The sequence below is a fragment of the Vitreoscilla sp. C1 genome, from assembly GCF_002951955.2.
Taxonomy (GTDB): domain Bacteria; phylum Pseudomonadota; class Gammaproteobacteria; order Burkholderiales; family Neisseriaceae; genus Vitreoscilla; species Vitreoscilla stercoraria.
Genome location: NZ_CP019644.2, coordinates 1,515,514 through 1,539,421 on the forward strand (window position 1 = coordinate 1,515,514; position 23,908 = coordinate 1,539,421).

A 23,908-nucleotide genomic window follows, 5' to 3' on the forward strand; every position below is an offset into this window, starting at 1 on the left:
TTTTCCACCCCAAGCCTGTAAACAGGCCTTGATTCAAAGGAATCACAGCTAATGTAAACCAAGGACTTTTGTATGTATGACCAAATATTTGACTGGCTCAAAGAACACAGAATCACCGAAGTAGAATGCATCGTTCCTGATATTTCAGGTGTTGCCCGTGGCAAAATTTTACCCAAAGACAAATTCATTTCAGAGCCTGAAATGCGTTTGCCTGAAGCGGTATTGTTGCAAACGGTAACGGGGGAATTTCCTGATGTAGGCATCATGGACATGACCGACCCTGATATGGAATTGCGCCCTGATGTTGACAGCTTGCGCATCGTACCTTGGGCAACCGATCCCACCGCTCAATTGGTATTCGACTGTTTCTCTTCTGATGGCATTCCAGTGGAAACCGCACCACGTACCGTTTTGCGCCGTGTATTGAAACTGTATGAAGAGTTGGGTTATACCCCTGTGGTAGCACCTGAAATGGAATTTTATTTGGTGTCTCCCAATCCTGACCCAGACATTCCTTTGATTCCACCAGTAGGTCGTACAGGCCGCTCAGAGTTTGGTCGTCGCTCTTACGCCATTGATGCGGTGAATGAATTCGATCCGTTGTTTGAAGAGATTTATGACTATTGTCATGCCCAAAACTTGGAAGTGGATACGTTGATTCACGAAGTCGGTGCGGCGCAAATGGAAATCAACTTCTTACATGGCGATGCTTTGGATTTGGCTGACCAAGTATTTTTGTTCAAACGCACCGTACGCGAAGCGGCTTTTAACCACAAAATGTACGCAACCTTCATGGCCAAACCAATGGAAGGTGAGCCTGGCAGCGCCATGCACATTCACCAAAGTTTGACGTGCAATAAAACCGGCAAAAATGCGTTTTCCAATGAAGATGGTTCGCCTTCGGAAATTTTCTTCTATTTCATTGCCGGTTTACAAAAATACTTGCCTGAAGCGATGCCGTTTTTTGCGCCTTACGTGAACTCATTCCGTCGCTTGACCAAATACACAGCAGCACCCACCAATGTGGAATGGGGTTATGACAATCGTACGGTTGGTTTGCGTGTACCGCGCTCAAGCCCACAAGGCCGACGTGTGGAAAACCGTTTACCCGGTGTCGATTGCAACCCTTATTTGGTTTTGGCATGCTCTTTGGCGTGTGGTTTGTTGGGCATCCAGCAAAAACTGCAACCTTCGGCACCCAACTCAAGCAATGCCTATGAATTGCCATTTCAGTTTCCAGTGACGCCTGAAGAGTCAATTGACCGATTGCGTGCCTGTACTGAAATCCAAGAAATTTTAGGCAAACGTTTTGTAGAAATGTATATCGGTATCAAAGAATCTGAAATTGCCGAATATTTCCGCGTGATTAGCCCATGGGAGCGAAAATTCTTATTGCTATATGTATAAAAAATCAACAATAAGAATTTTCGCTACAACCAGTCATAAAATGAATATTGATAAGGAAATTAACATGACCAATACCACTTTGAATGCAACTGCCAACCATTTACATCCATTTTCTGACAACCAACAATTGAAAGAAAAAGGTGTGCGCGTCATCACCAAAGCCGATGGCATTTATATCTACGACGATGCAGGCAATAAAATCATCGACGGTATGGCAGGTTTGTGGTGTGTGAACATCGGTTACGGTCGCAAAGAATTGGCAGACATTGCCCGTGACCAAATGAATGAATTGGCGTATTACAACACATTCTTCAAAACCTCACACCCTGCGGTGATTAATTTATCTGCCAAATTGGCCAGCATCGCGCCTGCAGGCTTTAACCATGTGTTTTACACAGGTTCAGGTTCTGAATCGGTGGATTCAATGATACGCATGGTGCGCCATTATTGGGATTCAGTGGGCAAACCATCGAAAAAAACCTTAATCGGTCGTTGGAATGGCTATCACGGTTCAACCATCGGTGGCGTGAGCATGGGCGGCATGAAAGGCATGCACAAACAAGGTGGCTTCCCAATTGAAGGCATTGTACACATCGAACAACCTTGGTTTTATGGCTTGCATGAAGAAGGCGAAACGGCTGAGCAATTCGGTATTCGTGCAGCCAATTGGTTAGAAGAAAAAATCTTGGAAATCGGTGCGGACAATGTCGCCGCATTTGTGGGCGAGCCGATTCAAGGTGCAGGTGGCGTGATTATTCCACCATCAACATACTGGCCACGCATCCAAGAAATCTGTCAAAAATACGATATTTTGTTGGTCGCCGATGAAGTGATTTGTGGTTTTGGTCGTACAGGCGAATGGTTTGGTCACGAAACATTTGGTTTCCAACCTGATATTTTCACCACTGCCAAAGGCTTGTCTTCAGGCTACTTGCCTATCGGTGCGGTGTTTGTCGGTGACAAAGTCGTTGAAGGCATCTTAAAAGGCGGCGATTTCAACCACGGTTTTACTTACGCAGGTCATCCTGTGGCAGCGGCGGTGGCTTTGAAAAACGTGGAAATTTTAGATGATGAAGGCATCATCAAAAACGTCCACGACAAAACAGGTCCTTACATGCAAGCCAAATGGCGTGAAATGTTGTCACAATTCAAATACGTGGACGATGTGCGTGGCGTAGGCTTGATTCAAGGCTTCACTTTAGTCAAAAACAAAGCCACTCGTGAAATGTTCCCGAACGAAGGCGAAACCGGCACGATGTTGCGCGATATTTTCTTCAGCAACAATTTGATCATGCGCGCTTGTGGCGACCACATCGTTGCATCGCCTCCTTTGACTATTACCAAAGAAGAAATCGATTTGATGCTTGCTACCGCTGAAAAATGCTTACAAGAATTTGAAACGGCAATGGACTCCAAACTAGGCGCATAATTTTTCAGTATTTGAATCCTTACAAGCGTCCTGTAAATGTTTACAGGACGCTTTTTTCATCCACACCATTTTCACACTCTTTTGCACAATTTCAATTTGAAAATCACTTTTCAAATGAATTAAAACAAACTCACACCAAAAACACATAAACACATGGGTTTTGACTTAGCTTAACCCAAGTTATCTTGCTCCCAAACCAACCCAAGTTTATTGTCAAAAAACACTGTTGCAAGGCTCAATTGAACCCTGACACAGTGGCTTTGACACAGAATAGGAGTTTTCTATGCGCTTCATACCCACTCTTTTATTGACCAGCGGCTTAGGCTTGATTGCGATGAATGCACAAGCACAAGATGCCCAAGGCAATCCCAATACCACTGTTTCCATCGGTTACAGTCACGGTAAGATTTCAGGCGCAGACAAATTAAACGGTGTAACTGCCAAATACAATTACCAATTTGACCAACAACCTTGGGGCGTGATGACCAATCTCACTTACATGGGTGGCAAACAAAGAAACAACATCACATCGAGTAACCAGTTGTATGAAAACGATGTGGATGTAGACTATTACTCAGCAGGCGTGGGACCTAGCTATCGCATCAATCCCAATGTCAACGTCTATGGCGTGGTTGGTGTCGCCAAAGCGGACACCAAAGGCACTCAAAAACAAAACCGCACAGGCAGAATTTACAATATCGACAACAAAGACACCAACGTGATGTATGGCGCAGGCGTGCAATACAATCCCGCTCCCAATTGGTCGGTCGATGTCGGCTATGAAAGCTCACGCGTCAACGATGGCTACGACAAACGCAGCATGAATGCATTCAATGTGGGCGTGGGTTATCGTTTTTAATATCACCCTGCTTTAAAATGTCACAAGCGTCCTGTAAAGGTTTACAGGACGCTTGTGACATTCAATATTTTGATATTATGTTTTTTGCAAATACGCTTGCTCTTGCAACCACTTCAACCATGTCGCTACCGCCGTATGTCGCTGTCGTGCCAAACGATACACCGCATAATAAGACTCATGCCACACCAAGCTGTGTTGTGGAAATATGGGTCTGAGCAAACCTTGTTCTACCGTTTTAGAAACCAAAGCATCGCTGGCCAACACCAAGCCATAGCCAGCAATCGCTGCTTGTATTGCATCATTTTCTGTATCAAACACCCGCGTCTGCCCCACTTGCACGCCCAAATGCGCATATTTCTCTAACCACACCCGCCAATTCATGGCTTGGTAAACACAATCATCAGATTGAATCGCAATCACATTCACCGCATCTTGCCAATAAAAATGAGGCGAAGCATACACGCTCATGCTTTCTGCGAACAATGGTTCATAACCGAATTGCGCATCAAACGCCTCTTGCTCAGGCAAACAGCGCAAAAACACATCAATATTCAAATCAGAATCAGGCAAACGCCATTCGCCACTGGTCAATAAACGCACGTCAATATCAGGATATTGGCGGTAAAAATCGCCCAAACGTGGAATCAACCACAAACTCGCCATCGTGGTAGGCATTTGCACACACACGCTCAAAGCCCTTTTTTCAGGGCGCAATGTTTGTATGCCCGCTTGCAAATCAAACAAACTGCGGTGACACACTTCATACAATTGCGCCCCTATTGCGGTTAACACAATTTGATTGGCATGTCGCTCCCACAAATTCAATTGTAGGTGTTGCTCTAATTTTTTCAATTGCTGTGATACCGCTGCAGGGGTCACAAACAATTCTTGCGCTGCCAGCTTAATCTCGCCCAAACGGGCAGTCGCTTCAAACGCACGCAAGGCATTCAAGGGTAAATCTTTGAACATGATTTAGTTTTTCTAATGCTTGAGCAATAAAACTCGTTTGTAAAAACCACTGTATTTTTTTATACTGCTTGTCATTCCAACATATTCATGATTCTAAAAGAGGTTTTTATGCAATTGCAAGGCTTAAAACGCAAAATTGTTCAAGCCATCAGCTACGAAGTTTTAGCGATCATCATGGTATCGCCTTTTGTAGCCACCTTATTTGGTAAAAGTTTATCTAATGCTGCCAGTTTGTCGGTGATTTTGTCTATGTTGGCTTTGTTTTGGAATATGGCTTTCAATTATTTGTTTGAAATGTGGGAAGCCCGCCAAGCAGACACCACCCGTACTTTAAAACGCCGCATTATCCATGCTTTGGGTTTTGAAGCCGGCTTCGGTTTGCTGGTAGTACCGATTACAGCATTTTGGTTGGCGATTTCTTGGCAAGCGGCTTTGGCGACCAACATCGGTTTGATGTTGTTTTTCATGGTGTACCAATTTGGTTTTCAATGGTTGTTTGACAAAACATTTGGCTTGCCAAATTCGGCATTGGTCAACGCCAAATAATCTAAAAAGCGTCCTGTAATTTACAGGACGCTTTTGTATATGCAGACTCAACATCTCAATATATTATTTGATGTCTTTGCGCATAAAACCACGCAAAAACCAAAATTGCGCCACCATAAACACCACCATCACAATCATGTCACCAAAAGCGGTGAACATCGCCCAATATTCCACCCATACAAAGGCAAACAACGCTTGTAAAACCGCCATCAGTGTGAAAAATCCAACCCAGACCCAATTGAGTTTCATCCATTGTTTCGGCGTCATCTCAAAAATTGGACCTAACATTTTTTGGATGCCCGGAGTACCGCCTAAAAACAATGGACTCATCGCCAAGCCAAACGCAAACACCGCATTGATAATCGGTGCTTTCAAACGAATGTAAAAATCGTCTTGGAATGCCATCGTCAAGCCACCAAACACCACCGTCAACACCACCACCAACCACTGGCGTTTTTCCAATGTGAATTTTTGCAACACAAACATCAAGCCATACACAATCAAAGTAGCAATTAATAAGCCTGTCGTCGCTGCAATAATATGCTCGCTGCCCTCGCCCTCAGTCGTTTTATAAATGTAAAAAAAGACAATTAATGGAATCCAATCCAAAAACGGCTTGATAGCATCCAAAGTTTTCGCGTTCATAAACCCAAAGTATTAAAATTTAACAGAGCGCTATTGTAGCCTTAAATGCCGTTTTTGCCGTGAATTAACTGCGTTAATCCAAGCAAAGGATTTGAGACCGCTATGCTATTCGATTTTTTACCACAAAACCCTCACAATTGACCTCTTATCTGCTGACATCTGCAACAAAAATTTATTCATGCGTAGAATGAAACTTAGGCTAAGTTCATGCTTTCTAAATAGCTTTATGCCTGACTCATTTTCTTCCTCAATTAGGGGGTTCTTATGTATAAATTCATCATCTTGGCAGTGATTTTTGGCATAGGAGTACAAATCCCATCCGAATTGCCCACGCCAGCGGTCAACGGTATCCAACTCAATGACAATACAGAAACCGTTTTGTTAGCATTAGGCAATCCTAACGATCAAGACCAATACATTTACAACACTTGCGACCCTGAATCTAACAATATGCAATGGCATTATCCTGGCATGAGCATCACCTTTACCGAGTACCACAAACAACCCATGGTCAGCCAAATTGTCATTTACGATGGCAAATGGGCATTAGGCGGCATTCATTTGCAAGACGATGTTCAACAAGTCAAAGCCTTGTTTGGCGATGCCAATTTCATCCACGACGTCTTGCCATATAACAATCGTGGCGACGCCAGTTGGGAATTCACCATCCGTCACAACCAAGTGGCCAATATTGCTTTGAAACAAGCCTCTTGCAAATCCACTGTTTAAAATCGATGTGCATAAAAAAGCGTCCTGTAAACTGTTACAGGACGCTTTGATTTTGAATCTAAAACTTAAGCCACTTGGGTTTGATGCTCATCGCCTTGACGCTCACGAATCGCGCCCAAACGGTAAACGGTTTCGCCTTGTTCGCTCAAGAATGCTTGTGCACGGTCTGCGTCTTCCGCTGCAACCACAACCACCATACCGATGCCACAGTTAAACGTGCGGTACATTTCTTGTGCCTGAACATTGCCCGCTTGTTGCAACCATTGGAACAATTTTGGCAATTCCCAAGACGCTGCATCGATTTGCGCCACGGTATTTTCAGGCAACACGCGTGGCACGTTTTCAGTGATGCCGCCACCGGTGATGTGCGCCATGCCTTTGATGGTGAATTCTTTCAAAGCCGCCAATACAGGTTTCACATACAAACGAGTCGGTGCCATGATCGCTTGGCGCAAAGTTTTGTCGCCATCAAAGCCGGCTGCATCCAAATCAGGATTGTCGCGCTCAATGATTTTGCGTACCAAAGAATAACCGTTTGAGTGTGCACCGTTAGATGCCAAACCCAACACCACGTCGCCTGCCACGATAGAACGACCATTGATGACTTGGTCTTTTTCCACCACACCAACAGCAAAACCTGCCAAATCGTATTCGCCTTCAGGGTACATGCCTGGCATTTCAGCCGTTTCGCCGCCAATCAATGCACAGCCTGATTCTTCACAACCTTGCGCAATGCCTTTGATGACGTCAGTAGCGCGAGCCACGTCCAATTTGCCGCAAGCGAAATAATCCAAGAAGAACAATGGCTCAGCGCCTTGCACCAAGATATCGTTCACACTCATGGCAACCAAGTCGATGCCGACTGTATCGTGTTTGTCCCAATCAAAAGCCAACTTCAATTTGGTACCCACACCGTCAGTGCCTGACACCAAAACAGGGTTTTGGTATTTCTTGCTGATTTCCACCAACGCACCAAAACCACCCAAATCGCCCAATACTTCAGGACGCATGGTTCGTTTTGCAAACGGCTTGATGTTTTCAACCAATTGATCGCCAGCGTCGATATCGACACCAGCATCGCGATAACTTAAAGAGTCGCTCATGTATGACAGATTCCTAATCCAAATGAGTGCCTAAAGATAGGCGGCTTGAGATGGACTCCATTTTAACCGATTACGCCTCTTATGCACACACCGATAAGATGAATATCTGCAATACTTCTACAACGCAGCAGCAGCAGTTTGATTTTGATGGCAATACGTTTGCTAAAAAACAATGTGACCGCCATCACTAAGCGTCCTGTAAGGTTGACAAGACGCTTAGTAAAATCAGGTCTCACCTCTCAATATTCCATATCCCTAGGCAACGATTAAGAAAACCTACGCCAATATTAAGGGATTCAAACCAATTTTTACGATGGCATCTTGTATAATCTAAACCTTCTATCGGCATCCACCCACACAGCAGCCACACCTCCAAACCAGCTTTTCCAATTCCAAGCTGCTGTCCATTTATAAAAGAGTTTTTTATGCAATATCAAGGCGTATGCCATAAAATGCACACCGATTTGATGTCATCAGACAGCGCATCCAATCCCAGCAAACAACAAGTCCAATACCGCTTTATTTTGGATGAAGCCGTCATCGACACACCATTGGCATTGGGTCAAGAAGTAGAATTGACTTGGACGGGCAATATTTACTGCGTCTCTTGCGGCAAAAAAACGCCCAAATCCTACTCACAAGGGCATTGTTTTAAGTGTTTCAAAACCAAAGCCGCATGTGACATGTGCATCATGAAACCCGAAACCTGCCATTACCATGTCGGCACCTGCCGCGAAGAATCGTTTGCGCAATCGGTATGTTTTCAGCCGCACATTGTCTATTTGGCCAATTCCAGCGCCCTGAAAGTCGGCATCACACGCTTAGGACAAATGCCCACGCGTTGGCTAGACCAAGGAGCAACCCAAGCTTTGCCCATCATGCAAGTCGGTTCGCGCCGTTTGTCAGGCAAACTAGAAGTGATGTTTGGCGAACAAGTTGCCGACAAAACCGATTGGCGCAAATTGCTCAAAGGCGAAGCATCGAGCTTGAATTTGGAAACGGTACGCGACGAATTATTGAACGAGTTTGAGCCGAAAATCGCCGAAATTCGCGATGAGTTTGCGCAAAAATCCGATTTTGAAGAAGGCATCACCATTTTGAATCAAGAAAATATGCGCGAATTTGCCTACCCTGTGAATGTGTATCCTGAAAAAGTCAAATCGCACAATTTGGATAAAACACCTACCGTGCGTGGCAAATTACAAGGCATCAAGGGACAATATTTGCTGCTCGACACAGGCGTGATTAACATTCGCAAATACACGGGTTATGAATTGATTGTGCGTGTGGTTTGAGACGGTTTTTTGATTGTATAGAGTGAATAAGGCGTCCTGTAAAAGTTACAGGACGCCTTTTATAAAAAATTATATTAAATTTTCACAATAAATAACTATTTTAATTAAAATTTTTGACTTTAATAATTATTATGTCATATATTTTTAATTAACAACACAAGGGGGAATTTAATATGTTTATCAAATCGTTAACCATTGAAAACTTCAAAGGCTTTCACTCTACTCACGATTTATCTTTCAATATGCCTGATGGCATTCATGAAGGCAGCGGTCTGAATATTTTTATTGGGGAAAACAATTCTGGTAAATCGACCATTTTTGAAGCTTTGGATTTTTTAAAAGATAGCTCTAGAAAAGAACCTTCTTTAATAGTCAACAAATCTGACCCTAACATTCAGTTGAATGATTTTTCAGTTGAAGTAACATACGTAGGAAATATTAGCGATGTCGTAAACAATTATGTACAAGCAAATAAAATCAACTCTTTTACAAACGCCATCTTTCAATGTCAAAATAATGTCGAACATTTTAGAGTTAAGAGGCAATGGAACCAAGCAACTCCAAATGATATAAAAACGATAAATTTTTGGAATAATACCCAACAAAATTATTCAAATCCATCAGGCATCGATGCGCCATTCAAAAAAATTTATGACAATAATTTTATATGGGCAGATACCAATCCAAGCGATGAAGCAAAATTCGGAGCTTCAACAATATGTGGTTCGCTTTTGAAGGAAATTGCAATTGGGCACTCAAGTACTCCAGAATATGAGGCATTTCAAAGTAATTATCACAATTTATTTAACAATCCAACTTCTGATTTAAGGGTTAAAATCTCTGAAATTGAACAACAAATACAAACCGTTTTTTCATCTCAATTTGGCGATGCTAATATTTCATTTCGCTTTGAAGAATTACAAATAGACAATTTTTTCAAAACAGCTAACATTGTTATTGATGATGGCGTTGAAGTGCCTATGAATGAAAAAGGTCATGGCATGCAAAGAGCCGTCGCTTTGTCTTTACTGCAAGTTTATGCAGAATTAACCTCTACTGCCAACAATACTACTATTTCTAAGCCATTTTATTTGTTTATAGATGAACCTGAAATATGCCTGCATCCAATGGGACAAAAAAAGCTTTTGGATGCCATTATGTTGATTTCAAAAACCAAACAAGTTTTTATCACTACCCACTCACCATTTATTTTGTCATCAACAGAAATTAGAAATGCGGGATTGTTTATTTTGAAAAAAATAAACAATCAAAATACCATTGAAGCTGTTAATACATCACCCTTGTTCCCATGGAGTCCTTCTTGGGGTGAGATTAGTTATAAAGCATACAACTTACCTACTGTTGAGTTACACAATGAATTGTATGGTTACTTACAAGAACTAAATAACCTCTATAACAATGTTAAAGTTGACCAATGGCTTAGTGCTCAAGGTATTGCATTAGATAAAACATGGATTAGAGAAAATAAAGGTATTGTACAAAATCCTGAATCAACAACCCTCCAAACATTTATCAGAAATCATGTCCATCACCCTGAAAATGTAACCATGCAAGCCAACAAATATACAGAATCAGAATTAAAGCAATCGATTGAACAAATGATCAATCTTGTTGAGCAGCTAAATGTAACACAGGCTGAAATAGAAACAACTATCTAACTTGTGAAATGAGACAAAATTAATGATAAAAAGCGTCCTGTAAACCTTACAGGACGCCTCTTTCATGCCATCACATCAATAATCAAGCATCAACCGGAATAATACCAATTTTCGCTTGCCATTGTTTTGGTGCGATCGCATGTACCGATTGGCCAGTTGGGTCAACGGCAACAGTCACAGGCATGTCTTTGACATCGAATTCGTAAATCGCTTCCATGCCCAATTCTTCAAACGCCAACACTTTGGCCGTTTTAATCGCTTTGGACACCAAGTAAGCCGAGCCGCCCACTGCCATCAAATACACCGCTTTGTTGTCGGCAATCGCTTCACATGCCACAGGGCCCCGCTCAGATTTGCCAATCATACCGAGCAAACCAGTTTGTTCCAACATCGTGCGGGTGAATTTGTCCATGCGCGTGGCAGTCGTTGGGCCTGCAGGGCCAACCACTTCATTGCCAACAGGATCGACTGGACCTACGTAATAAATCACGCGATTGGTGAAGTCCACTGGCAACTCTTCGCCATTGTTAATCATGTCCACCAAACGTTTATGCGCTGCGTCGCGACCGGTCAAAATTTTGCCATTCAAAAGCAACACGTCGCCAATTTTCCAAGATGCCACTTCTTCTTTGGTCAAAGTATCCAAATTCACGCGTTTGCCATTGGTCGGATCGTACGTGATATCAGGCCAATCTTCCAAGCTTGGCGCTTCCAAAACCGCAGGACCTGAACCATCCAATTCAAATTCCACGTGACGCGTTGCCGCACAGTTCGGAATCATCGCCACAGGTTTTGACGCTGCATGCGTTGGATAATCGAAAATCTTCACATCCAAAACTGTGGTCAAGCCGCCCAAGCCTTGCGCGCCAATGCCCAAAGCATTCACTTTTTCAAACAACTCCAAGCGCAACGCTTCCACCGTAGACAATTCAGCGCCTGAAGCAGCTTTTTCTTGCAATTCTTGGATATCAATGTGACCCATCAACGATTCTTTTGCCATCAAGGCCGCTTTTTCAGGCGTGCCACCAATACCAATGCCCAAAATGCCCGGAGGACACCAACCTGCGCCCATGGTCGGAACGGTTTTCAAAACCCAATCCACAATCGAATCAGAAGGATTCAACATCGCCAATTTGGATTTGTTTTCAGAACCACCGCCTTTGGCCGCACAAATCACTTCCACTTTATCGCCTTTAACGATTTCCATATGAACGACTGCTGGTGTATTGTCTTTGGTGTTTTGGCGTTTGCCCGCAGGATCACGCAAAATCGACGCACGCAACGGATTGCCCGCTGCCGCATACGCTTGGCGCACGCCTTCGTTGACCATGTCTTGTACCGACAATTCCGCATCCCACTGCACGTTCATGCCCACTTTCAAGAACACCACCGCAATGCCCGTGTCTTGGCAAATCGGGCGACGACCTTCGGCACACATGCGGCTGTTGACCAAAATTTGGGTCATTGCGTCTTTTGCCGCTGGGTTTTCTTCTTTTTCCCAAGCTTTGGTCAAGGCTTGAATAAAGTCTTTTGGATGATAATAGCTGATGAATTGAAATGCATCGGCAATGCTTTGGATGAAATCCTGTTGCTTGATTACAGTCATGGATTAACCTTTTTGTTATGGTGAGGTGTTAAATACTCAGCCATATATTCTAACGTTTTATGCCCAAACCGTCATCCGCTACACACTCATACTATGATATTCATAGTACAAAACACAGGCCAAATGCTGCTCATGCGTTTCAAATGTTCAAAACTTAGCTAGAATGGTCACCATTGAATTTTTCACGAGTGCGTGTATGAAAATACTGATATTGGGTTGTGGTCAAGTGGGTTCTGCTGTCGCAAAAAGTTTGGCACAACAACCCAATAATGACGTCACCGTTATCGATAACGATGCACAAGCCTTACAGCGCTTAAGCGACAGCTTGGACATTCAGACGATTGTAGGCTCTAGTTCGTCCCCTCAAATCTTACAGGCCGCTCAAATTGAAGACAGTGATTTATTATTGGCTTTAACAGGCAGTGATGAAACCAATTTGGTTGCCTGCCAATTGGCTTATCGGATGTTCAATACACCTGAATCTATTGCGCGGGTGCGTCAAGGTGATTTGGTGCATGCTTTAGATTTAGAAGATTTGGATGGTGCCAATTTAGACAAAAATATTTTCAATGTGTCATATTACATCCGTCCTGAACAATTGGTAACCGAACAATTATTTGGCTTGTTTCAATATTCATTGGCTTTGCAAGTATTGAGTTTCAACGATGATGCCATTCGTTTAACAGTGATTAAAGCTGAGGCTGGCGGCACCATATTGGGCAAAAAATTATTGCATATGCAAGAAGTGTTATCATTGATGGCACGCTCGCACATTGATTGCCAAATTTCAGCGATTTACCGCAATGGTCGTTTGGTCATTCCCAACAGTGACACCATGATTATTGAAGGCGATGAGATTTATGTGCTCGCGCGCACCGAACACATGAACGATATTTTGCGCTTGTTCCGACCTGATGACAAACCCGGCAAACGGGTCATGATTGCAGGTGGCGGCAATATCGGTTATCGCCTTGCCAAACTGTTAGAAAAACAATACAACGTCAAAATCATCGAATTCAATCAAAACCGCGCCGAATGGCTGGCGGACAATTTACACAATACGTTGGTCTTAAAAGGCTCAGCCACCGATGAAGCCTTGTTGATACAAGAAAACATAGACGAAGTCGACGTGTTTTGTGCCTTGACCAATGACGATGAAGACAATGTGATGTCCAGTTTGCTTGCCAATAATTTGGGCGCCGACCAAATCATCACCATCATCAACCGTACATCTTATGTGGATTTGCTCCAAGGCAATCAAATTGACATTGTCGTTTCACCGCATTTGGTGACCATCGGCTCGATTTTGTCACACATTCGTCGTGGCGACGTGGTGTCGGTGCAACCTTTGCGCCATGGCACAGCCGAAGTATTGGAAGTGATTTTGCATGGCGATCGCAAAACGTCCAAAATGGTTGGTCGGCGTTTGCAAGAAATCAAATTGCCAACCAGTTGTTATTTTGCGGCAGTCGGGCGTGATGGTGAATGGACGATGGCGCACCAACGCGATTGGATTTTACAAGAAGGTGACCATGTGATTTTCTTTGTCGCTTACAGCCGCCATGTCCAAGAATTGGAAAAAGCCATTGCGGTGAAATTCGGTTTCTTTTAAAGCGAGGCAGCTTCTATGTATAAATTGCTGCCCATTGTGCACATTTTGTCCAAATTGGGCGTGTTATTTGCGGCATTATTGCTATTGCCTGCGGGTATTTCTTGGCTTTTTGGTGATGGTTTGGGCATGCAATTAACCACCATTTCCATGTTGTCCATGTTAGGCTCATTCGTAGTGTGGGTCTTAACTGCCAAATACCAACGTGAACTCAAACCGCGCGACGGTTGTACGCTGGCAGTGGTTTTGTGGGTAGGATTTGCCTTTATGGCCGCCATACCCATGTATTTGGCCGTCCCCGAAATTACCATCACCGATGCTTATTTTGAAGCCATGTCAGGTTTGACCACCACAGGTGCCACGGTCATCAAAGATGTGGATTCACTGCCACCATCGATTAATTTTTGGCGCGCTTTGCTGCAATGGTTTGGCGGTATGGGCATTATTGTCTTGGCGGTGGCGATTTTACCGCTGATTGGTGTCGGTGGTATGCAGTTATACCGCGCAGAAATGAATGGCATCAACAAAACCAACAAACTCTCTCCTCGCATTGCCCAAACCGCCAAAGCCATGTGGGGCATTTATGTTTTGTTCACGCTGGTTTTGTGGTTGGCTTTGCGTTTGGCAGGAATGTCTTGGTTTGATGCTTTGTGCCATGCGTTGACCACCATTTCTTTGGGCGGCTTTTCCACCCATTCCAATGGCTTGGCCTTTTTCAATTCACCCATGATAGAAGCCATTATTGCGTGCGGTGTGTTGGTAGGCGGCCTGAATTTTGCCAATCACTTCCAAGCCTTTTCACATCGCAGTTTACGTGAATATTGGCGTGATATTGAAGTCAGAGTCACCATTTATATTTTGGCATTTACCATTATCACCGGCACTTTGTACATGTGGGCGATTGATTTTTATTCGCTGCCAAACGCTTTTCGCTATGTGGCTTTCACCACGATTTCAGTGGCGATGGCAACGGGTTTTGCCAATGCCGACTTTGGCACTTGGCCTTTGGTTTTGTCGCTCTGGCTCATCTTGTTAACCAACTTTTTGTCCAACGCAGGTTCCACCGGTGGTGGTATCAAAACCATTCGTGCCATCGTTTTATTCAAATTCAGTTTACGAGAAATGACATTATTGCTTCACCCAAACGCCGTTTCTCGGGTTAAAATCAATGGCAATCCTGTCCCTGAACGCATGGCGCTGACCATTTTGGCCTTTGTATTCGTTTATTGCACCACCATCATCGTCTTTACTTTTTTGATGATGATCACAGGATTGGACTTCATGACTGCCATGACTGCCATGGTCGCTTGTATTTCCAATTTGGGTACAGGTCTTGGCAACGTCGGTCCAAGCTATACTTTCGGTTACTTTACTGATTTACAAAAATGGTTGTGTTTGTTTGTCATGTTATTAGGTCGTTTGGAAATTTTCACTTTGTTGGTATTGTTTACGCCTGCTTATTGGCGCAAATAGGGAAATAAAATATGCAAAATACAATTTGGCGCATCAGTGTCATCACCGCAGTAGTGGCATTGGCCGCCTGCTCTACTCAAAGAGAAGCCCCTGTCGAAACCGTTACGCCTAGCGAGCACAAGCCGCACGTGCAATTTTCCAATAAAACCGTAGAATCTTCATCAAAAGTGATGAGCGATTATGCCCAATACCAACCGACTTTGGACGCTTTGCGCGCTGTGGGCAATGACCAAGCTGCGATAAATTTCTTAAACCAACAAACCAGCGACAACGCCATGGCAGAACGTGTGCGCAATCAATGGCTCAAAAACTTGGGTGCGCGTGGTCAGTGGTCTACATTCAATGCTGAATATGCCAAATTAGACAAAGGCGGCATAGACCAAGAAAACCAATGTTACGCTCAATTAAGCGGCGCTGATCGCAATACCCAATTGGCACAAAATCTGATTTTGGAACACGGCAAATTGCCAGCAGGTTGCAATACTTTGTTACAACAGTCTGCAAGCGGCCTGAATCAAAACCAAGTGTGGTCACGCATTCGTGGCTTGCTCTCTAACAATCAAATCACCGATGCACGCAATTTAGCCGCAGCCATTGGTCAGCCCTTGCCTAGCGCTTTAGGCAGCTTAAATGGCAGTGGCATGGCAGCACAAGAATCATTGCTTTATTCAGTGACCAATGCCAATGCTCGCAAAGACAATAATATTGGCAACCGCATCGCTGCGATTTCAGGCAACTTAAGCCGTGAACAAGCTGGTTTTGCGTATGGTGCTGCAGGTGAAACCCATGCCAAAAGCCAAAACTTCGGTGTGGCTTTGCAATTGTTTAACCAAGCAGACCGCGCACAATTGGACGAAGAACAATGGGAATGGTATGTGCGTTCGGCACTGCGCTTTAGCCGTTGGCAAGAAGTCAATAACATTATCGCTGCCATGCCTGCCAAATTGCAAAACAAAGAAGATTGGCAATATTGGCGTGCACGAGCTTTGCAAGCGATGGGTCAAAGCGCCCAAGCACAACAACTGTTCCAAAAAGCCTCACAATCAGGTCGTAATTTCTATGCTTTGATGGCGCTTGAAGCTTTGGGTGGCAAAGTAAGCACCAATAGCAATGCCAAACCAGCTTCAGAAGCAGAAAAAGCCCGTGCCGCACAAGACGGAGCGATTGCGCGTGCTTTGACTTTGTACCATGCCAGCGTGGCAAACGATAATCGTACGGTTCGCAATATTGCCCAACAACAATGGCGTTATGCAGTGCGCAATTTGAATGAGCCTAGCTTGTTGGCAGCGGCAGCAGTGGCACAAAAAGCAGGCTTTAACGAGATGGCCATTTATGCGGCAGACCGCACCAATCACTTGCTAGACTTCAACATTCGTTACATGTCGCCTTACAAAGACATCACCACCCGCTATGCCCGCCAAGTCGGTATCGACCCTGCATGGGCTTATGGTTTGATTCGTCAAGAAAGCCGTTTCATGATCGGTGCGCGCTCACACGTGGGCGCCTCTGGTTTGATGCAATTGATGCCAGCGACCGCGCGCGAAGTGGAACGCAAAATCGGTGCGTCTAGCACAGGTTTGGACGACATTGAACACAACATCAAATTGGGTACTTGGTATTTGGCCGATGTGCGCAATTCTTCTGGCAGCGAAACCATGGCCACCGCAGGCTATAACGCAGGCCCAGGCCGCGCGCGCCAATGGCGTGCCAACGTGCCGTTGGAAGGTGCCATTTATGCCGAAACCATTCCATTCAACGAAACGCGTGATTATGTGAAAAAAGTGATGGCCAACGCCACTTATTACGCCAGCTTATTTGGCGAACCGCGCCAATCTTTGACACAGCGCATAGGCACGGTGCCTGCAAAATAAATTTCAATCATTGCATTAAAAAACAAGCGTCCTGTAAACCTTACAGGACGCTTGTTCATCTTCAATACCCATTCAAGCAGCTTTACACTATCATCATGATTGCTGTGGTCTGGGCTGCTCGTCAAACAATTGGACATACAAATTCTGCACCATATTCCAATCATCGGTAAATGTCAGTTTTTCTTGTGCCCGACGCATCAATATTTGCGCCTGCGCTTGGGCTTCAGCCGCCAATGGCGCTTCTTCAATATTGACATAAATTTTGTGCAAAATTTTCAATAAACGAACGACCAAAACCATATCATTGGCAGCAAAAAAAATAATCGGTGCAAATGGTTGGCTGATGAGGTCTGTTTCATCAAACATCATCACATGCAAGCGTTGGTACAAAATCGCCCCTTGTTCGTCGCGCTTTTGTTGGAGTTCTGCGCTGGGCTTGGCATCAACCAACACTTCTAACATATGATTAAAGACCAAAATCGACGTACCTGGATCATTGACACCCACAGACAAAGCCCGCAGCGCCACTTCACTCAACACAATCATGCCATAACGGGGATCTTGCTCATACACGCGTACAATACTGTAAACAAAACAATCGACAATGTACGCACAATCTGCCTCACTGAGTGCTTCAATACCACGAATTTTCAACAAAATACGCTCAGGACTGAGCAATACCCCCGGCACCGCACACAACTGAATCTGTGCATGGTGTTTGTTCGCCCACAATTGCAAAGCCTCTTGATCGATATGCGTGACATATTGGCACTTTTTCGCATACACAGAAATGCCATCTTCCCACATAGATTCCGATGCATGCGCTTGCATGGTCGGGTGCAAACGCCAATACGATAAGCTATCTGATGCCACTTTATTCAACTTATCCATGGTATTGCCCAAACGCCCCAATTGCGACAAAGCACCAATCCAACGAATCAACGAAAAAACCACGTATATCAACATCAACACAGTACTGGTAAGCAAAACAAAGCGGCCTGTATTGCCTAGAATATTCAAGCCCAAAGTCACTTGGGCAATCAAAGAAAACACAAATGCTGCAATGAAACTGGCAATGGCAACACGACTGTTATCATCGCCCATCACCAATTTGGTCGTGCGCGGAGTCACACCATTGGATGCCGATGAATATGCTGCCACCATGGTAGACAAAGAAAAAGTCGATACCGCCAACATGCTCGAAGAAATCACCGTCAACAGACTTTGAATCAAATTACCATTCACCGCAGGCAAATCTGCATGGGCAAATTGTCGGTCTAAAAAATAGGCCAAAAAAGAAATCAAAAAGCCAATGATTGCGCCAAACGTAGGTGTCAACCACAAAGTATTGCTTGGGTTGCGTATCCAAATTTTGATTTTGAACCACATACTCTGTCCTTGCACCCAATCGAGTCAATTGATAAACGATTACAGGACGCCTAAGCATCCTGTAAGTTTCTCAACCATGTGCAAAAACAACCATTATTTACATAGTAGCGTAATTCGGACCACCCGAGCCTTCAGGACACGTCCAATTGATGTTTTGCGTTGGGTCTTTGATGTCGCATGTTTTGCAATGCACACAGTTTTGCGCATTGATTTGCAAACGTGGTTTGCCATCGTCTTGTTCGACAATTTCATACACGCCCGCAGGACAATAACGTGTTTCCGGGCTGGCGTATTCATCGAAGTTCACCTTAATCGCCACATCTGGATTTTTCAATTTCAAATGCGCAGGTTGGTTTTCTTCGTGGTTGGTGCCACTCAAAAACACGCTCGACAAACGGTCAAACGTCAACACGCCATCGGGTTTTGGATAATTGATTTTGACGCTGTTGGCGGCTTTTTTCAAACTGCTGTGGTCTGAGCCGTGATGTTTCAAAGTCCAAGGCGATTTGCCTTTGAACAAATACGTTTCAATGGCTGAAAATGCCATCGCCGGCCACATTCCCCATTTAAACGATGGACGAATGTTACGCACACCGTGTAATTCTGTGTACAACCAGCTTTGCTCAAACGCTGTTTGGTAAGTGGCCACTTCTTTGGCAGTTTCATACGACTCTTGCGATTCTTCCAAAGCGGCAAAGACCGTTTCCGCTGCCAACATGCCCGACTTCATCGCCGTATGTGTGCCTTTGATGCGCGGCACATTCAAAAAGCCTGCCGCATCACCCACCAACACACCACCCGGGAATGAAATTTTCGGCAAACTTTGCAAACCGCCTTCGCTAATGGCACGCGCACCATAAGCAATGCGACGACCGCCTTCAAACACTTTGCGAATCTCTGGATGGGTTTTGAAACGTTGGAACTCTTCAAACGGTGACAAATATGGATTTTCATAATCCAAACCAATCACAAACCCTACTGCCACTTGGTTGTCATTCAAATGGTATAAGAACGAACCGCCATAGGTTTTGGTGTCCAAAGGCCAGCCCATCGTGTGTTGCACATAACCGGGTTTGGCTTTAGCAGGATCAATTTCCCACAACTCTTTGATGCCGATACCGTACGTTTGCACATCCGAATCTTTGTCCAATTGGAATTTTTGAATCAAGCCTTTGGTCAATGAACCACGACAGCCTTCCGAGAAAATAGTTTGCTGCGCCAGCAATTCCATACCTGGGGCGAAATTGTCGGTCATTTCACCATCTTTGCCAATGCCCATGTCGCCTGTGGCAATACCGCGTACAGAGCCATCGGCGTGGTACAACACTTCAGCCGCTGCAAAACCTGGATAAATCTCAATGCCCATGCCTTCGGCTTGCTCCGCCAACCAACGGGTTAACAAGCCCAAACTGATGATGTAATTGCCGTGGTTTTGAAAATTAGGTGGCGTAGGCAATTGTTTGGCACTGTCTTCTTTCAAAAAGAACAAAGCGTCTTCCGTTACAGGACAATCCAGTGGTGCGCCCAGCTCTTTCCAATTGGGGAACAATTCAGTCAAAGAAATCGGGTCAATCACCGCGCCCGACAAAATGTGCGCGCCCACTTCCGAGCCTTTTTCCACCACGCAAATGCTGATTTCTTTATCAGCTTTGTCAGCCAACTGCTTCAAACGAATGGCAGCAGACAAGCCCGATGGACCTGCACCCACCACCACCACATCAAATTGCATACTGTCACGCTCAATGTTCTCAATCATGTTTGAGGCTTCCTTTTATTGTTATGATTACAGTAACATTGCTCTAAAAATTTTTAATCATGGCATTCATGATTAAAAATTCAAATTAAACAACGCCCTGCTGTTGTAGTTTTTCAATTTGTTCGGCAGTATAACCCAAGTTTGTTAATACCGAAACAGTATCTTGTCCCAAATTTGGTGGGGCGGTACGATATGACACAGGCGTAGCTGATAGCTTGATAGGAGAGCCTAAAACAGAAATGTCTGTGTCATTTTTTGGCAACACGATAACCATTTCACGTTCGATCACTTGTGGCATTGCCAAGGCTTCTGCAATATTGTTAATCGGCCCACAAGGCACTTGGGCTGCTTCAAATACCGACAACCATTGATCACGAGTATGACTTAAAAATTCTTCTTGCATCAATTCAATCAAAGCCTCGCGATGCAATACACGCTTAGGATTGGTTTCAAAACGCTCTTCTTGATTCCAATCTTGACCCATCACATTACATACCGCCGCAAATTGTTTGTCATTACCACAAGCCAAAATCAAATGCTGGCCACCTGCGGTTTCAAACACTTGATACGGCACAATACTCGGGTGAGCATTACCCAAACGCGGTGGTACATTCCCTGTGGCCAAATGATTCATACCCACATTGCCCAACATGGTCACAGCACTGTCTAACAAAGACACATCCACATGTTGGCCTGTGCCTGTTTGATAGCGTGCTAACAAAGCGGCCTGTATGCCAATGACCAAATTCAAGCCCGAAAACAAATCCACGACCGCCACGCCCACTTTGTGTGGCATGCCTTGCTCAGGACCGGTGATGCTCATCAAACCTGACAAACCTTGAATAATATAATCATAACCTGGCTTATGTGAATCAGGGCCAGTGTGACCAAAACCCGTTAAAGACGCATATACCAAACGTGGATTCAAAGCTTTCACGCTGTCATAATCCAAACCATATTTTTTCAGGCCGCCGACTTTGTAGTTTTCCACCAACACATCCGCATCTAGAATCATTTTTTGAATGATTTCTTGCCCTTCTGGCGTGCTGATATCAACAGTCAAAGACTGCTTGTTGCGGTTAACCGTAGAAAAATATGCCGAAGTACCATCTGCAAATTGCGGTGGTGCCCAATGACGGGTTTCATCACCTTCTTTTGGTCGTTCAATTTTGATGACTTCCGCACCCAAATCAGCCAAACATTGCGTTGCACTCGGTCCTGCCAATACCCTTGATAAATCCACCACTTTGATGCCTGCCAACGCAGTCGTACTCATGTTGTCATCCTTTGTATTGATACGATTTGATTTATTTTTTCATCTTTAGATGGGTTTCAGGACGCATTAAGCGTCCTGAAAATACCATTTACAACTTCAATGACACGATATTATGCAAACGCTTGCAAACCTGTTTGAGCACGTCCCAAAATCAAAGCATGAACGTCATGAGTACCTTCATAAGTGTTCACCGCCTCTAAGTTCATCACATGGCGAATCACATGGAATTCGTCTGCAATACCATTGCCGCCATGCATATCACGGGCAATACGAGCGATGTCCAAAGCTTTACCACAGTTGTTACGCTTAATTAAAGAAATCATTTCAGGTGCAGCTTGGTCTTGGTCCATCAAACGACCCACTTGCAAAGCGGCCTGTAAACCTAATGCAATTTCAGTTTGCATATTCGCCAATTTTAACTGTACCAATTGTGTTGCCGCCAAAGGACGACCAAATTGATGACGATCCAAAGTGTATTGGCGTGCAGCGTGCCAGCAAGCTTCTGCCGCACCCATAGAACCCCAAGCAATGCCATAACGGGCTTTGTTCAAACAACCAAATGGACCTTTCAAACCACGAATGTCTGGGAAGGCATTTTCTTCAGGCACAAACACTTCGTCCATCACGATTTCACCGGTGATTGATGCACGCAAAGAGAATTTGCCGTGAATTTTTGGCGCAGACAAACCTTTCATGCCTTTGTCCAAGATGAAACCACGGATTTCGCCTTCATCGTCTTTGGCCCAAACCACAAACACGTCTGCCACAGGACTGTTGGTGATCCACATTTTAGAACCAGACAAAGAATAACCACCTGGTACTTTTTTGGCACGAGTTTGCATGCCAGCAGGATCAGAACCCGCATTAGGCTCAGTCAAACCAAAACAACCAATCCATTCACCTGTTGCCAATTTAGGCAAGTATTTGTCTTTTTGCTCTTGTGTACCATAAGCATAAATCGGGTGCATGACCAAGCTAGACTGCACACTCATTGCAGAACGGTAGCCTGAATCCACGCGCTCAATAGCACGACCAATCAAACCATAAGCCACGCTCGACATACCTGCACAGCCGTAACCTTCAATGGTCACGCCCAAGAAACCCATTTCACCCAATTGACGCATGATGTTGGTATCAAAATTTTCATTGCGGTTGGCTTCTAAAATGCCAGGCATCAATTCGTTTTGAAAGAAGTCGTTGGCGCTGTCAAAAACCATGCGCTCTTCTTCAGTCAATTGTTGTGACAATAACAATGGATCATCCCAAGTAAACGGTGCACGTGTTTGGCTCATGTGTTTCTCCTGTGTTGGTCTAAATAATGTAGTTTGATTTAAAAAAATCGTTTCGCTAAACGAAATTATGTTTTACAATATGAAACCATTGTAACAAAAAAAGCGGAGTTGTCTAGTGTTAGATTCACTTTTAAATGCCATTCAATATGCAGAAGAGCATGATGACAAGCAATTTGTCACAGCTTTGGCCCGTGGCATCAGTTTGATGTCAGCATTTGATAACGAAATGCGCCCATTGACCCACCAATTGTTATGCGAGAAAAGTGGTTTACCCAAAGCCACAGTGTCGCGTTTACTCTACACTTTGATGAAATTAGATTTCATTCGCCAGCAAGGACATGAATACTATTTAGGGGCTAACTGCTTCAGACTGAGTCATATTGCCGAAGAACAGCGCCAATTTGTACAACGCTGTACACCTTTGATGATTGAATTGGCACAAAAACATCAAATTTCTGTGAGTTTAGCGACCGAGCGCAACGGCAAAATGTATTATTTACAGTCCATCCGCAGTCCTGCCAAATTAACCGTACAATTAAGCATAGGTTCAGAAGTACCGATTGTCAGCACCGCAATTGGTCGTGCGCACTTCATCCATCAAACAACTACAGAACAACAACGCATTTTGCGTCAATTGCCACAATCAGAAGGTGCAATAGCCACGTTTGAAGAAGCTAAAGTATTTTTTGAACACAACGGTTATACCGTATCAGATGGTGAATTTAGCAATGACATTACCGCCATTGCCGTACCTGTTTGGGACAGTTTTGAAAAATCTTATGCTTATTCATTAAATGCCAGCGTGCCAAGAGCTTTAATAGGCGAAGCAGAGTTGGTTGAAAAAAATCTCAAACCATTACAACAATTGGCTCAACGCTTAAGTAAAATTTGATTTGATTGTGTTTTTGAAATAGGGGAAAAATTCCCTATTTCAAAACTCTAACAGACAACAAAAAACCCGCCATCAAGGCGGGT

20 protein-coding genes are annotated in these 23,908 nt (G+C 44.2%); 12 read left to right on the plus strand and 8 right to left on the minus strand.

Annotated elements, in window-relative coordinates:
• Window positions 1-72: 72 nt before the first annotated feature.
• The 3 genes from ADP71_RS07385 to ADP71_RS07395 all read left to right on the plus strand — a co-directional run bounded on the left by ADP71_RS07385 (window position 73) and on the right by ADP71_RS07395 (window position 3,695).
• Window positions 73-1,407 (plus strand): glutamine synthetase family protein, encoded by a 1,335-nt coding sequence (locus ADP71_RS07385; protein ID WP_019957607.1) that lies wholly within the window; start codon window positions 73-75, stop codon window positions 1,405-1,407.
• Between the two features lie 64 nt (window positions 1,408-1,471).
• Window positions 1,472-2,836, plus strand: coding sequence for an aspartate aminotransferase family protein (locus tag ADP71_RS07390; protein ID WP_019957606.1), 1,365 nt, complete (start codon window positions 1,472-1,474; stop codon window positions 2,834-2,836).
• Between the two features lie 283 nt (window positions 2,837-3,119).
• Window positions 3,120-3,695: an Ail/Lom family outer membrane beta-barrel protein gene (locus tag ADP71_RS07395; protein WP_104931910.1), complete on the plus strand. Its 576-nt coding sequence runs from the start codon at window positions 3,120-3,122 to the stop codon at window positions 3,693-3,695.
• Between the two features lie 75 nt (window positions 3,696-3,770).
• Here ADP71_RS07395 and ADP71_RS07400 read toward each other — a convergent pair whose 3' ends face one another.
• Complete coding sequence (locus tag ADP71_RS07400; RefSeq protein ID WP_019957604.1) at window positions 3,771-4,664, minus strand: LysR substrate-binding domain-containing protein; 894 nt, start codon at window positions 4,662-4,664, stop codon at window positions 3,771-3,773.
• A gap of 108 nt (window positions 4,665-4,772) precedes the next feature.
• Here ADP71_RS07400 and ADP71_RS07405 point away from each other — a divergent pair, with 108 nt between their 5' ends.
• Window positions 4,773-5,210 carry a PACE efflux transporter gene (locus ADP71_RS07405; RefSeq protein ID WP_019957603.1) on the plus strand — a complete coding sequence of 146 codons (438 nt, stop codon included), beginning with the start codon at window positions 4,773-4,775 and terminating at the stop codon, window positions 5,208-5,210.
• Window positions 5,211-5,273: 63 nt separating this feature from the next.
• Here the strand turns inward: ADP71_RS07405 and ispZ are convergent, their stop codons facing one another.
• Entirely contained in the window at window positions 5,274-5,855 is a 582-nt protein-coding gene (gene ispZ, locus ADP71_RS07410) for a septation protein IspZ (RefSeq protein ID WP_019957602.1), read from the minus strand.
• Between the two features lie 264 nt (window positions 5,856-6,119).
• Here ispZ and ADP71_RS07415 point away from each other — a divergent pair, with 264 nt between their 5' ends.
• Complete coding sequence (locus ADP71_RS07415; RefSeq protein ID WP_019957601.1) at window positions 6,120-6,584, plus strand: hypothetical protein; 465 nt, start codon at window positions 6,120-6,122, stop codon at window positions 6,582-6,584.
• A gap of 65 nt (window positions 6,585-6,649) precedes the next feature.
• On the opposite strand, the gene purM is transcribed toward ADP71_RS07415, so the two are convergent.
• Entirely contained in the window at window positions 6,650-7,687 is a 1,038-nt protein-coding gene (gene purM / locus ADP71_RS07420; RefSeq protein WP_019957600.1) for a phosphoribosylformylglycinamidine cyclo-ligase, read from the minus strand.
• Window positions 7,688-7,737: 50 nt separating this feature from the next.
• On the opposite strand from purM, the gene ADP71_RS07425 reads away from it, so the two are divergent.
• The 3 genes from ADP71_RS07425 (at window position 7,738) to ADP71_RS07435 (ending at window position 10,661) form a co-directional block, all read left to right on the plus strand.
• Window positions 7,738-7,878: a hypothetical protein gene (locus ADP71_RS07425; RefSeq protein ID WP_158667190.1), complete on the plus strand. Its 141-nt coding sequence runs from the start codon at window positions 7,738-7,740 to the stop codon at window positions 7,876-7,878.
• A 234-nt stretch (window positions 7,879-8,112) separates the two neighbouring features.
• Window positions 8,113-8,982 (plus strand): DUF2797 domain-containing protein, encoded by an 870-nt coding sequence (locus ADP71_RS07430; RefSeq protein WP_019957599.1) that lies wholly within the window; start codon window positions 8,113-8,115, stop codon window positions 8,980-8,982.
• A gap of 173 nt (window positions 8,983-9,155) precedes the next feature.
• Window positions 9,156-10,661, plus strand: coding sequence for an ATP-dependent nuclease (locus ADP71_RS07435; protein ID WP_171461042.1), 1,506 nt, complete (start codon window positions 9,156-9,158; stop codon window positions 10,659-10,661).
• Between the two features lie 82 nt (window positions 10,662-10,743).
• On the opposite strand, the gene ADP71_RS07440 is transcribed toward ADP71_RS07435, so the two are convergent.
• The gene (locus tag ADP71_RS07440; protein ID WP_019957597.1) at window positions 10,744-12,267 is read right to left on the minus strand and encodes a fumarate hydratase; all 1,524 of its coding nucleotides are present in this window, start codon (window positions 12,265-12,267) and stop codon (window positions 10,744-10,746) included.
• Between the two features lie 196 nt (window positions 12,268-12,463).
• Between ADP71_RS07440 and trkA the strand changes: the two genes are divergently transcribed.
• From trkA to ADP71_RS07455, 3 genes are read left to right on the plus strand one after another with little or no spacing between them, the layout of a single operon-like run.
• Entirely contained in the window at window positions 12,464-13,879 is a 1,416-nt protein-coding gene (gene trkA, locus ADP71_RS07445) for a Trk system potassium transporter TrkA (protein WP_026353423.1), read from the plus strand.
• A gap of 15 nt (window positions 13,880-13,894) precedes the next feature.
• Window positions 13,895-15,349, plus strand: a complete 1,455-nt coding sequence (locus tag ADP71_RS07450; protein ID WP_019957595.1) for a TrkH family potassium uptake protein — start codon at window positions 13,895-13,897, stop codon at window positions 15,347-15,349.
• An 11-nt stretch (window positions 15,350-15,360) separates the two neighbouring features.
• The gene (locus ADP71_RS07455; protein ID WP_171461043.1) at window positions 15,361-17,220 is read left to right on the plus strand and encodes a lytic transglycosylase domain-containing protein; all 1,860 of its coding nucleotides are present in this window, start codon (window positions 15,361-15,363) and stop codon (window positions 17,218-17,220) included.
• A 93-nt stretch (window positions 17,221-17,313) separates the two neighbouring features.
• On the opposite strand, the gene ADP71_RS07460 is transcribed toward ADP71_RS07455, so the two are convergent.
• The 4 genes from ADP71_RS07460 to ADP71_RS07475 all read right to left on the minus strand — a co-directional run bounded on the left by ADP71_RS07460 (window position 17,314) and on the right by ADP71_RS07475 (window position 22,933).
• Window positions 17,314-18,609: a DUF2254 domain-containing protein gene (locus tag ADP71_RS07460; protein WP_019957593.1), complete on the minus strand. Its 1,296-nt coding sequence runs from the start codon at window positions 18,607-18,609 to the stop codon at window positions 17,314-17,316.
• 97 nt (window positions 18,610-18,706) lie between these two features.
• A complete protein-coding gene (locus ADP71_RS07465; protein WP_019957592.1) occupies window positions 18,707-20,365 on the minus strand; it encodes an electron transfer flavoprotein-ubiquinone oxidoreductase in 1,659 nt (552 codons plus the stop codon).
• Between the two features lie 85 nt (window positions 20,366-20,450).
• Complete coding sequence (locus ADP71_RS07470; protein WP_019957591.1) at window positions 20,451-21,641, minus strand: CaiB/BaiF CoA transferase family protein; 1,191 nt, start codon at window positions 21,639-21,641, stop codon at window positions 20,451-20,453.
• 110 nt (window positions 21,642-21,751) lie between these two features.
• Window positions 21,752-22,933 (minus strand): acyl-CoA dehydrogenase, encoded by a 1,182-nt coding sequence (locus ADP71_RS07475; RefSeq protein ID WP_171461044.1) that lies wholly within the window; start codon window positions 22,931-22,933, stop codon window positions 21,752-21,754.
• Window positions 22,934-23,048: 115 nt separating this feature from the next.
• Here ADP71_RS07475 and ADP71_RS07480 point away from each other — a divergent pair, with 115 nt between their 5' ends.
• On the plus strand, window positions 23,049-23,825 hold the full coding sequence (locus ADP71_RS07480) for an IclR family transcriptional regulator (RefSeq protein WP_019957589.1): 777 nt from the start codon (window positions 23,049-23,051) through the stop codon (window positions 23,823-23,825).
• Window positions 23,826-23,908: the final 83 nt, after the last annotated feature.